The organism is Bradymonas sediminis, assembly GCF_003258315.1.
GTDB classification, from domain to species: Bacteria; Myxococcota_A; Bradymonadia; order Bradymonadales; family Bradymonadaceae; genus Bradymonas; species Bradymonas sediminis.
Window position 1 is genome coordinate 1365637 of record NZ_CP030032.1, and the last position, 11740, is coordinate 1377376.

The 11740-nt window shown below is 60.5% G+C and carries 8 protein-coding genes; 5 read left to right on the forward strand and 3 right to left on the reverse strand.

Annotated elements, in window-relative coordinates:
- Window positions 1–23 precede the first annotated feature (23 nt).
- On the reverse strand, window positions 24–2546 hold the full coding sequence (locus DN745_RS05075; RefSeq protein WP_111332719.1) for a hybrid sensor histidine kinase/response regulator: 2523 nt from the start codon (window positions 2544–2546) through the stop codon (window positions 24–26).
- Between the two features lie 308 nt (window positions 2547–2854).
- Entirely contained in the window at window positions 2855–4243 is a 1389-nt protein-coding gene (locus DN745_RS05080) for a hypothetical protein (protein WP_133622093.1), read from the reverse strand.
- A 369-nt stretch (window positions 4244–4612) separates the two neighbouring features.
- On the opposite strand from DN745_RS05080, the gene DN745_RS05085 reads away from it, so the two are divergent.
- On the forward strand, window positions 4613–5653 hold the full coding sequence (locus DN745_RS05085; protein ID WP_111332722.1) for a mechanosensitive ion channel: 1041 nt from the start codon (window positions 4613–4615) through the stop codon (window positions 5651–5653).
- Window positions 5654–5884: 231 nt separating this feature from the next.
- Window positions 5885–6463 carry a PhnA domain-containing protein gene (locus DN745_RS05090; RefSeq protein WP_111332724.1) on the forward strand — a complete coding sequence of 193 codons (579 nt, stop codon included), beginning with the start codon at window positions 5885–5887 and terminating at the stop codon, window positions 6461–6463.
- 85 nt (window positions 6464–6548) lie between these two features.
- Here DN745_RS05090 and DN745_RS05095 read toward each other — a convergent pair whose 3' ends face one another.
- Window positions 6549–8255, reverse strand: a complete 1707-nt coding sequence (locus tag DN745_RS05095; protein WP_111332725.1) for a sensor histidine kinase — start codon at window positions 8253–8255, stop codon at window positions 6549–6551.
- A 398-nt stretch (window positions 8256–8653) separates the two neighbouring features.
- Between DN745_RS05095 and DN745_RS05100 the strand changes: the two genes are divergently transcribed.
- The 3 genes from DN745_RS05100 to DN745_RS05110 all read left to right on the forward strand — a co-directional run bounded on the left by DN745_RS05100 (window position 8654) and on the right by DN745_RS05110 (window position 11735).
- Window positions 8654–9850: a TMEM43 family protein gene (locus DN745_RS05100; protein ID WP_111332727.1), complete on the forward strand. Its 1197-nt coding sequence runs from the start codon at window positions 8654–8656 to the stop codon at window positions 9848–9850.
- A 274-nt stretch (window positions 9851–10124) separates the two neighbouring features.
- Window positions 10125–10805, forward strand: a complete 681-nt coding sequence (locus tag DN745_RS05105; protein WP_162687466.1) for a COG4315 family predicted lipoprotein — start codon at window positions 10125–10127, stop codon at window positions 10803–10805.
- Window positions 10806–10949: 144 nt separating this feature from the next.
- Window positions 10950–11735: an MlaE family ABC transporter permease gene (locus tag DN745_RS05110; RefSeq protein WP_111332730.1), complete on the forward strand. Its 786-nt coding sequence runs from the start codon at window positions 10950–10952 to the stop codon at window positions 11733–11735.
- Window positions 11736–11740: the final 5 nt, after the last annotated feature.

Consider the following 11740-nt stretch of genomic DNA (forward strand, 5'->3'; position numbering starts at 1 on the left):
GGCGAGCTGATGCGCCGCGTGGCCTACTTCTCGTTAGCGTATTTTCGCACCTGCGAGAGGAGCTCTTCGAGCGGGTTTTGCCCGGCCACGCGGCCCGCCTTCGTGAGGATTTCGTCGGCGTCCTTGCGCAACCTGATCTTTTCTTGGTCGGTGAGCTCTTTGGCGGTCACCACGATGACCGGCACGCCCCGGTAGGCATCGAGGGTGCGGAAGCGGCGCAGGAATTCGAAGCCGTCCATCTGGGGCATCATCAAGTCGAGCAGGACCAGGTCGGGCTCGAAATGCTCCAGCGCGTCCAGGCCCAGCTGACCGTTCTCGGCCTCGCGCACCTCCCAGCCATTGTCGTCGAGGGTGCGCCGCACCAGCTCGCGGGTCGGCTCGTCATCTTCGACGAGCAGGATATTTCGAAACGCGCTCGACGTGTTTCGGTACCGATTCAGGATGCCGACGAGCTTCTGGCGGTTAATCGGTTTGACCATATAGTGGTCGGCCCCGAGCGCGAAACCGCGCGCGCTCTCCGAGACCATCGTGACCATAATGACCGGGATGTCCTGGAGGTCGGGGTTCTCTTTGAGCAGTGACAGCAGGCTCCAGCCGTCCATAGAGGGCATCATCACGTCGAGGGTGATGATGTCAGGGTGCAGCTGCTCGGCGAGCAGCAGTCCCTCGGAGCCGCTGGCGGCGGTGGCCACGGCGAAGCCCTCGCGCTCAAGCATGCGGCGCAGCAGGTCGCGCATGGTCGGGTCGTCGTCGATGACCAGCACGGTGTGGCTGGCGTCAGTAAGGTCGAGCGCCTGGGGGGGAGCGTCGAAGGAGGGGGCGGAGTCTGCGTCGGCGAGTTCGGCGGCATGCAGGCTATGGGCGCCGCCCATATTGGTGCGCAGGCGCACCCGAAATAGGCTTCCCTCGCCGAGGGTCGACTCGACCTCGACATCGCCGCCGAGCAGGGTGCAGAAGTGACGGGTGATGGTCAGGCCGAGGCCGGTGCCGCCGAACTCGCGGGTCGTCGAGGAGTCGGCCTGCGTGAACGCTTCAAAGATGGTCTCGACCTGTTCCTCGCTCATGCCCACGCCGGTGTCTTCGATCTCGAAGACGATTTGCTCATATGTATCATCCGGCGCCACGCGAATGGCGATGCGCCCGTTGGCGGTGAATTTGCAGGCGTTGCTCATCAGGTTAAAGAGAATCTGTCGGACCTTGGTGGCGTCCGAATTCATATAGCCCAGGCGCTCGTCAAGTTCGACGCTGACCGCGTTATTGGACTTCTTTGCCAGCGGCGCGATGGTGCTGTGGATGTCGTCGATGAGCGCGGCGACCTCGAACTCTTCGAGGTGCAGGGTCATCTTTCCTGCCTCGATTTTGGAGAGGTCCAGGATGTCGTTGATCAGCGAGAGCAGGTGGGTGCCGGCGGTGCGGATGCGGTTTAAGTCGGGCAAGAATTCGGTGACCGCGTCGATGCTCTCGATGCCCTCGTCGCGCATCAGCTCGATCTCTTCTTTGATCATCTCGGAGTAGCCGATGACCGCGTTGAGCGGGGTGCGCAGTTCATGGCTCATATTGGCCAAAAACGCGCTCTTCGCCCGGCTCGCCTCGATGGCCTGGTCGCGCGCGTCGCGCAGGGCCTGGTTTGCGACCTGGCGCTCGGTGATGTCCCGGAGCACCAGGACGATGCGGGAGTCGTGGCGCCCGAAGGCGACCTCCAGGGGGAATTCGTGCGCGGCATCGCGCCGGCCGATATATTCGACAGGTTCGCCGAAGACGCGATTTTCAAAGGCCTCGCCCAGGGCATTGGGGTCGAGCTCGGCGATGAGGTCGCGGATATTCTGGGCGACAATATTGGGGCGCTCGCGCCCGAAAATGCGCGCGGTCGCCCGGTTTGCGCTTAGAATCTGTCCATCCGGGTCAAGGGTAAGGATGGCGTCGGGGGCGGTCTCAAGCACCGCGCTGGTCTCGGCCTCTTTGTGGCGAAGCGCATCGGAGAGCCAGACTTGCAGCGAGTTTTTAAGATGCAAGATGGTGAAGGTGATGATGAGCAGGCCGATCAACGCGATACCGAATTGGATATAGGAGACCAGCGGTGCGTCGGTGCGTTTGAAATTATAGCCCAGCACGGTCGCGGTCGTGATGGACGCGAAGGTCAGGCATACCGCGATGAGCCAGCCCAGCGCGGCGCGGTTCGACTGTAGCAGGGAGGCCAGAAGGGGCATCACCACCAGCCAGAGGAGCGCGGGGGAGTAGAGGCCGCCGGTCAGAAACGTGATCCACAGCAGCGTGGAGTACAGCGGCAGGATGATGCAGTGGCCGGCGAGGGTGAGGTTCGAGGTGGCGCGCAATACGAAGGGCGCGGTCGCGATCAGCGCGGTGCCGGCGAGCAAGCTCAGGCCGACGTGATAGGTGCCCGCGAGCAGCGCGACCCCCGCCGACATGCTCGCCCAGAAGACCGCGAAGATGGTGACCGTCACCCCGATGCGCGCGCGCCGCGTTTCGATGCCGGTAGGGTCCGGAAAGTCCTCGGGGATAAAATAGTCGATCAATTTAGCGATCATGGTGGAGCTCCCGCCAGCTACTTATTTTTAAAATTATAGGTGCTTCTACACATCCTCACGTGGCGTCGCTCAGCGCTTGCGTCGAGCGTCATTACCCGGACCGTCGACCTATCTTTCTGAAAAAGTAAGTGCGCGAGGTCATCATGCGACCGGCGCCGCGTCTGCGTCGTGCCGAAATTGAGCAGCGTTTGGCGCGATCCGCAGTGTTGAGTTTACTTTATTCAATGTGCAGGGTGCAACTTTGCATTGGAAACAAAGATTTTTAATTGCGCCCCCGGGCCTATCGAACCCGGGGGTGCAAAAACAACCTACGGCTCCATCGCGATATAACCTCCCCACGAATGGACCGCATAACCCATCACCCGGGCGCGTCGATACCCGGCGGTGAGCGTGTCAATTACCGCGAACGTGGCGTTATAGCCCTCTTCGTCAAAGGTCATGAAGTGATACTCGGTGGGCAGCGGGTTGACCTCCACGCCGAAGACCAGCGGGGTATTTGTCCACAGGGCGAGGTTTTGCTCGACGCCGCCGGTCATCGCTTCGCCGTCGTGCCAGCCAAAGAAGAAGGAGGGCTGGTCGTTCTGGTTGGGGGTGTTGTCGTAATAATTCATCAGCGCGATATAATCGACGGGGCTGTCGGGCGCGTTCAAAAAACTGAGCAGGGGTTTGTTGTAGTAGGCGATGTCTGCGCCGAGATCGAGGGATAGGGTCATATAATGGCCGGTCTCTTGTGCGTAGGCGTCGAGGGTGGCCCGACACGAGGTCATGATGTCCATCCAGCGCTGGGTCCACGCGGCGTTGTAGCCCCCGGGCAGGCGGTCTTGCCACCAGTGGCCGTCCCAGCGGGTGCCGCCGACGGTATGCGGTTCGATGTCGAAGTGGACGCCGGCGAGGCGCTCGGCGTTGAGCGAGGTCGTCTTATTGAAGGTGACCACGTCGCGGCAGACCTGCTTGGGCCACTGGGCGTTGGCGTCACTCGCCAGCCAGATGGCCTGGCCGTCGAGGTATTCGACCGCGATGCCGGCGGCGTGCGCGCGGGCGTTAAACGCGCGCAGATGCGCTTGCTCGCCCGGGGTCAGCAGCGGGTCGTAGGTGATCGGGCGCATCGCGTCGAAGATATTATCGCGCGAATAGGTGCGGGCCTCAAAATAGAAGCGATTGATCGCATGCGCGCTCGAGCCGTGCGGCGCGCTGGCGAAATTGATGAGGTTTTCGGCCATATTCCAGCGGTTGGTCGTGAAGGCGTGGGCGGTCTCGGCGTCGGCCCAGACCCACAGGGCGCTGGTGTCGTGGCGGCTCAAAAACTCTGGCTTTTCTGGGGGAAGTGGCGCGCTGGTATCGGGCGTATGCGCGGTGTCCGAGGTATCTGAAGTGGCGGCGTCCGCGGTCGCGTCGGCGGCGGTGTCGGGCGGCGAGTGGGTGTCTGCGGAGGCGTCATCTTTGGGCGAGGTGTCGCGCCCCGAATCCTGGGCGACGGTCGAATCCGGCGAGTCAAGCGCGTCGTGTGGGGGCGAGATGCCCTGAGCATCGCGCGCGCTCGCGTCCAGGTCCCCCGGGCCCGCGTCATGCCCGCGACCTGTGTCGGCTTCAAGGGTGGTGGAGCGATTCTTACCCGTATCGCTCAAGCAACTCGTCAATAGAATGCAGCTTACCAGAAGAGGCGCGGAGACGAGTCTCCAGCCAATTATTAGCTTCACTATAGAACTCCTAAAACCTGCTTGTTGCGAATCGAACTACAAATGGAGTTGAGGAAATCGCGTCGGTTCGCCCCGGAGAAACCGCGGCGCAAAGACCCGCTCCTTCTCGTCCTGTTCTAGGTCATCTGACTGAGCACGACCGAGAAAGAAGAGAACATTATTTATTCCTAAGTGCAAGTAATCGTTGGGTTTTGTGTGGGTTGCGTGATTCCATGGCGTGTCTAGGTTGCGTAGGTGACAGCCCTGCGAGGTTGTTCGACACACCTATGATACGCGACAGCTCGCCGGGTTGGCGCGCGTTGCGTGAGGCGCGCCGCGCCGACGCGGGCATCAGCGCCGCTTGGATCCTTGAGTAAGCAGGGGGAGTATATGGAACAGGCATTGAACGAACTCATCGCGTTTCTTCCCAGGCTGCTCGGCGCCCTGTTATTGGTGGCGGTGGCGGGGTTGGTCGCGTGGGGCGCGCGCTTTCTGACGCGCAAGGGGATGGAGAAGGCTCGAGTCGACGAGCGGCTCATGAAGGGGGACGCCAAGGACCCGTCTGCGCCGTCGTTGACCAAGGCGGTGTCCACGGCGGTGTTCTGGATCGTCCTGGTGCTCTTTTTGCCGTTGATCCTCGACGTGCTGGCCCTGCAGGGCTTGCTGGCGCCGGTCACCGCGATGCTCAACGATATTCTGGTCGCGTTGCCGGCGGTGTTCGGGGCGATCGTGGTGGTGGCGGCGGCCTATGTCGTCGGGCGCCTGGTGCGCGTCCTTGTCACCCAGGCGCTGATGCGCATGGGGTTCGACCGCTTTGGCGAGCGCCTCGGCCTGTCGTCGGCGCATACGTCGACGTCGGCGAGGGAAGCCTATAACCATGGTGAATATGCCGGGAACCTCGGCGACCATGAGCGCGCGCAGGTCGCGCGCGCCCACAGCGAGGAAGTCGACGGGATGGATATCTCGACGACCCCGTCGAGCATCGTCGGCTCGCTGGCCTTCGTCGGCATCCTGCTCTTCGGCGTGACCGCGGCGCTGCGCCTGATGGGTTTTGGCGCCCTGGAGGCAATCGTCGCCGACTTTATCGTCTTCGCCGGCGAGATTATCACGGGTCTACTGGTCTTCGCCGTCGGCCTGTGGTTGGCCAATTGGGCGGCTCGCGTGATCCACGCAGGCGACTCCCAGCACTCCCATATTTTGGGGCAATTGGCGCGCGCCGCTATTCTGGTTCTGGCCGGCGCGATGGCCCTTCGTCAGATGGGTCTGGCCAACGAAATCATCACCCTGGCGTTTGCGTTCTTTATCGGCGCCATCGCGGTCGCCGCGGCGATTGCCTTCGGCATCGGCGGGCGCGACGCGGCACACGAGCTGCTCGAGCGCTGGCGCCACCGCATCGAGCGCGATGATATGCAGCCGCCGCTTGCGCATTGATGGGTCTCCCACCGCCCACCCAAAGCCCCCCGCTAGCGCAACAGTAGATCTTCCCCGCTGGGGAAGATGTCGCGAAGCGACAGAAGGGGGGCTGCGAATCAGCGAAGCGCCGCCAGATCAAGATGTCGCGAAGCGACAGAAGGGCGAAACACGTCGATTCTACTCCATGTCGGACTATGCTATAGGCCCCGGAGCTTTACTTCCTATATATTTAGACCGACGAGCATTAAAATGAGCATCGAACAAGCCCTCCTCGAGCGCGCTGAGCACCAATGTGAGCTTTGTACTTCGACGACCCTATTGCGCCAATTTGACGTCCCCTCCGAAGAGCCGCGCGACGACGCGAGCATCGTGATTTGCGAGGTCTGCGCCAACCAACTCGCCGCCGAAGACGCCAGTGAGCTCGATTCGACGCATTGGTATTGCCTGCAGGGCTCAGTTTGGAGCGTGGTCCCGGCGGTGAAGGTCCTGAGCTGGCGCGTGCTCAATAAATTGCGCGGCGAGACCTGGGCGCGGGACCTGATGGACCAGGTCTATCTGATGGACGATGAGATGGCCTGGGCAAAGGAGGGCGTCGTGGAGGTGTCGGATGACGCGCCGCCCACGCTCGACAGCAACGGCACACAGATTAACGACGGCGACGACGTGACCCTGGTGCGAAACCTCGACGTGAAGGGCACCAACTTCATCGCCAAGCAGGGAACCCGCGTGAAGGGTGTCCGCCTGATCGACGGCGACCCCGAGAATGTGGAGGGCAAGGTCAACGGCATCACGCTGGTGCTCAAGACGAAATTCCTGAAGCGCGCCTGATCGCGAGGGCGGTTCTGAGGAGATAGTGACGCGCCGGCCGGACTCATCGCTGAGTCCGGCCGGCGCGTTTTTTCTCTGTGAAGTTTTAGGCGGCGATTTCGGCCGGGATATCGGTGGAGTTATCGCGAGGCAGGTGAACGCGGAAGACGCTTCCCTGGCCCAGAGATGATTCGACCTCGACCTCGCCGCCGAGAAGGGAGCAGAAATGGCGCGTGATGGTCAGCCCGAGGCCGGTGCCGCCGTATTGGCGGGTGGTGGAGGCGTCGGCCTGCGTGAACGCCTCGAAGATTTTTTGAAGCTGTGACTCGCTCATGCCTACGCCGGTGTCTTCGATCTCGAAGATGAGTTTTGCGTTATTCTCGGCGGGGCTGATCCGGACGGTGACGCTCCCCTCTTTGGTGAATTTGCAGGCGTTGCTCAGGAGGTTGAGCAGGATCTGGCGGACCTTGGTGATATCGGAATTCATGGTGCCGAGTGCGTCGCTTCGCTCGATGACGACGCGGTTATTTCCCTTCTTCGCCAGCGGTGCGATGGTGCTCTCGATCTCCTCGATCAGGGCGTCGACCTCGAATTCTTCGAGGTGCAGATCCATCTTGCCTGCCTCGATTTTGGACAGGTCCAGGATATCGTTAATGAGCGCGAGCAGGTGGGCGCCGGCGGTGCGGATACGGGTTAGATCAGGCAGGAAGTCGGTGATAACCTCGATATTTTCGACCTTCTCATCGTACATGATCTCGATCTCTTCCTTGATCATCTCCGAGTACCCGATGACCGCGTTGAGCGGGGTGCGCAGTTCGTGGCTCATATTGGCCAAAAATGCGCTCTTTGCGCGGCTCGCCTCGATGGCCTGGTCGCGCGCGCTTCGAAGCGCCTGGTTGGCGACTTTGCGCTCGGTGATATCGCGCAGCACCAGCACGATGCGCGAGTCGTGGTGACCGAAGGCGATCTCGACCGGAAACTCGCTTCCCGCGCGGGTGCTGGTGAGCTCCACTGACTCGCCGAAGCCGCGCGTCTTGAGCAGGGCGTTCAGCGAGACCGGGTCCAGGTCTGCCACCAGGTCCTGGATATTGAGCGCGAGAATCTCCTCCCGGCTGGCGTTAAACATGCGCGCGGTGGCGCGGTTTACGCTCAAGATTTGCCCGTCCCCGCCGACCGTGAGGATGGCGTCGGGGGCGGTCTCAAGGACGGCGCGCGTCTCGGCTTCCTTCTCGCGCAGCGCGTCGCTAAGCCAGATCTGGACATTATTCTTGAACTGAAGCAGGGCATAGGTGGTGCCCATCATGCCGATGAGCGCCACGCCAAATTGGATGTAGGAGCCGACGCGCGACTTCGCCTGGGGGAATGGGTAGTCCACCAGCATGCCAACGGTCATCAGCGCGATGGTCGCGCCGACGACAAAGACCCAGGCCAGGGCGTTGCGGTTGCTCTGGTAAATGGTCGCGAGCAGCGGCAACAGCGGCAGCCAGAGGATGGCGGCCGAGTAGAGCCCGCCGGTCGAATAAACCATCGCCACGATGGTCACGTAGGCCGGGATGATGATGCAGTGGCCAGCGAGGCTCAGGTTCCCGGTGTTGCGTAGGACGAAGGGCGCCAGGCTCATCACGACCGCGCCGATCAGCAGGCCAACGCCGACGTGGATATTTCCCGAGGCCAACCCCAGCGTACCCGCAACAAACGCCCAGAAATTGGCGATGATGGTGATGATGACGCCGATGCGCGCGCGCCGCGTCTCGACCCCTGTGGGGTCGGGGAAGTCATCCGGGATAAAGTAGTCGATTAATCGCTCGAGCATCTGCGGCCTTTCAACAGGTTCTGTCGAATTTATCTAGGGTTGCGCCTCAAGCAGGCGTGAGCGCCACTTAGCGGTGTTTTGGGGGTCCCCGCGCGCGACGAATAGACGCGCGAATGGCTACGGTTTCGGCGAGACCCTACTTTAAATGAGCGTCTTGAATCAATCATTAAAGTTGGATCTGGGCGGCGCAGGATTGCGCGCTTTTAAAATATGCTTTTGCTTGTTTGTGTGATGTGCTAATTCCCGTGCAATAATACCATTTAGGCAGGTTGGCGCGCGGAGGCGTGAGGGTTTGTCTTGTGGGGCATATTCAATGCGCCTTGTTTGTCGGGGCGCAATGGCGTTATGCGATTGTTCAACAATCGCATATTTTAATATTTTAACTTAGGAGAGGGACTGTGGACGAGTTTGTTGAGTTTAGCGAGCCTGCAGGGTGCTTTGCGACCATTAAGGATGCCTTTGCCAAGGTTGGCACTGGTTTTTTTCTGATCATTATCGCGTTCCCGCTGCTGTTTTGGAACGAAGGTCGCGCGGTCAAACGCGCCAAGGACCTGGCGGTCGGAAAGGGTTCGGTCGTCAGCATCGAGGCCGACAAATACGACAAACAACACGAGGGTAAATTGGTGCATGTCACCGGCCCGGTGTCGGTCGAGAAGAACGCCGTGGATACGGAATTCGGCGTCGAAGCGCCCGCAGTTGTCATGCGACGCGTCGTCGAGATGTATCAGTGGAAAGAGACCAAGAAGACCGAGAAGACCAAGGTGGAGGGTAAGAAAAAGAAGAAGACCACCTATCGCTACAATAAGGAGTGGTCGGCGACCGAAATTAACTCCTCGAATTTCAAAAAAGCGACCGACCATCAGAACCCCGCGATGCCATTTAAGAGCAAGACCTTCGTGGCGAAAAAGGTCACCCTTGGGGCGTATGACGTCTCGGACGGTTTGAAGAAAAGCTGGAGCGCCAAGGACGTCCACCCCCTCGAGGAAGATGACGTCGCTGGCTTCAAACCGATCAGTCGGGGCGAGGCGTCGCTTAACGGGAATGAAATTTATTATGGGGATTCGGCCAAGCCGCTTATCGGTGACGTTCGCATCCGCTATGAGGTCGCGCTCCCCGGAGAAACCAGCATCGTCGCCGGGGTGACCGGCAAATCGCTGGGCGCCTATACCTCCGACAAGATGAACTCTACGCTGGCGCTGGTCGAGATGGGTACGAAATCCGCCGACGCGATGTTCCAAAAAGCCGAGTCGGATAACGCGACGATGACCTGGATTCTTCGCGGTCTCGGGTTCTTCATGATGTTCGCGGGCTTCCGTCTGATCTTCGGCCCGTTCACGGCGCTGGCTGGAATGGTGCCGCTGCTTGGCGGCCTGGTCGAGATGGGCGCGTCGCTGGTGGCCGGATTCCTGGCGGTTGGCCTGAGCTTCGTGACCATCTCGGTGGGTTGGGTCTTCTACCGCCCCCTCATCGGCATCCCGCTGCTCCTATTAGGCATGGGTGTGCTCGGCGGCGGTGCGTTCCTGGCCTTTAAGAAGTTCAAGGAGATGCAGGCGAAGAAGAAGGTCAATCAGCCTACATTTGATGGGGCTGTCTGAGGCTTAAATAGCCGCAGCTAAAGCATCGAAGCCCGGAACGCGCGTGTGACGCGCGTTCCGGGCTTCTTCTATTTAGGAGGACTCATCGCGCTGTGCTTCATCCTCGTTCGCCGCAGCGCACACATCCGTATGCCACAGATCCGGGGCGTCGGCCGGGGCGTCGCGGGTCGATTATCTTTGCTTGCCACGCATTTAGCGGCGTTTAGGTTGGCTACGCACGGCATTTTGACGGCGTTCTTTTACGCATTTTTGTTCAATGATCTCAGGAGAAATCATGAGTCGAATCGCGACTTATTTAAGTGTATTGAGCCTATTTCTGGGCATCACGGGGTGCAAAGGGCAGGCGGTGCGCGACGCGGATCAGCTGGGGACGAATGTGCAGGGCGCTCGCGCTGGAGACAAAGGCGATGAACTCGGGGATTGGGACGGCGCAGAAACGCAGGAACAGGTGCGCGATGAGCCGTTGACCGAAGGGGGGCGCGACGACTTCGCGATGATTACGGTGCAGCTAAAGGCGCCGTATGGGGAGTATCTGGCCGACTCAAGCGGGATGAGCCTGTATATTTTTGAGGCCGATAAGGGGGGCGAGTCGAGCGAGTGCTATGACGACTGCGCCGAGGCTTGGCCGCCGTTCATCCTGGAGGGCGGCACGGGGTTGGCCGGCGAGCTGCGGGTGCCCGCGCAGATCGATGCCTCGATCGTAGGCAGCGTGGCGCGTCGCGACGGGAGCATGCAGATGACCTATAATGGCTTGCCCCTCTATTATTCTCAGCGCGACGAGAGCCCCGGGGACACCGAAGGCCAAGGGGTCGAAGGCTTTGGCGATAAATGGTATCTTATTGGCCCTAATGGCGACGATATCGATGATATCGATGATATCGATGATATCGATGATATCGATGATATCGATGATATCGATGAGGATGACGCTGAAGTGAGCGATGAGGTTAATTAAACTGGGCAGAATTTCGGAGTTGGCGCGAATCTCGATTTTGCGGCAGCCCTAAGGGTGTGCTACTCGGGAGGTCGCTCACGTCTCTTGGGCTATTTGATATGATGATGGGCGTGAGTTTTGTAATCTGTTGTATGGCGGATGTGAATGCTCAATAAGGCAAAGTCCGGGGTGGAGAATGTAGGCAACCGCGCGATCGCTTTTGTCGAAGAGCTTGGTCAGATGATGATCATGCTCGGCGAGGCGATCGTCTGGGCGTTTCGGCCTCCTTATCGGCTCCGTATTTGGGCGCAGGCCCTGGATATGGTCGGCGTGGGCAGCTTGCCCATCGTCCTATTAACCGGTGTCTTCTCGGGCCTGGTCCTGGCCTACCAATCGTTCTACGCCTTCCGAATGTTCAACGCCGAGAGCCTGGTGGGCGGTACGGTCGCGGTCTCGCTGATTCGCGAGCTCGGGCCTGTGCTCGCCGGATTGATGGTCGCCGGGCGAACCGGCAGCGCGATGACCACCGAGCTTGGCACCATGCGGGTGACCGAGCAGATCGACGCGATGGCGGTCATGGCGGTCAACCCCATCCAATATCTGGTGACCCCGCGCATCATCGCCAGCGTGCTGATGCTCCCGGTGCTCACCATGCTCTTTAACCTGGTGGGCATCAGCGCGGCGTATGTGCTGTCGGTCTTCGTGCTCGAGGTCGATCCGGGCATTTTTCTGAGCAAAATCCGTGACTTCGTCGCGCCCATCGACCTGCTCAAATCCGGCGTGAAGGCCGCCGCCTTCGGGATGGTTATCGCTTTGGTTGGCTGTTATAAAGGCTTTTACGCATCGGGCGGCGCCAAGGGCGTCGGCGAGGCGACGACGTCATCGGTGGTCACCAGCAGCGTGTCAATTTTGTTTATCGACTATATTTTCACGGTGCTGATGTGGGATTGAAGTAG

What these genes read in the sequence shown, in the direction of transcription:
- DN745_RS05085 (WP_111332722.1), top strand. Translation starts at nt 4,613, where the DNA reads ATGGAACAGGCATTGAACGAACTCATCGCGTTTCTTCCCAGGCTGCTC.
- DN745_RS05095 (WP_111332725.1), bottom strand. Translation starts at nt 8,255, where the DNA reads ATGCTCGAGCGATTAATCGACTACTTTATCCCGGATGACTTCCCCGAC.
- DN745_RS05110 (WP_111332730.1), top strand. Translation starts at nt 10,950, where the DNA reads ATGCTCAATAAGGCAAAGTCCGGGGTGGAGAATGTAGGCAACCGCGCG.
- DN745_RS05090 (WP_111332724.1), top strand. Translation starts at nt 5,885, where the DNA reads ATGAGCATCGAACAAGCCCTCCTCGAGCGCGCTGAGCACCAATGTGAG.
- DN745_RS05105 (WP_162687466.1), top strand. Translation starts at nt 10,125, where the DNA reads ATGAGTCGAATCGCGACTTATTTAAGTGTATTGAGCCTATTTCTGGGC.
- DN745_RS05075 (WP_111332719.1), bottom strand. Translation starts at nt 2,546, where the DNA reads ATGATCGCTAAATTGATCGACTATTTTATCCCCGAGGACTTTCCGGAC.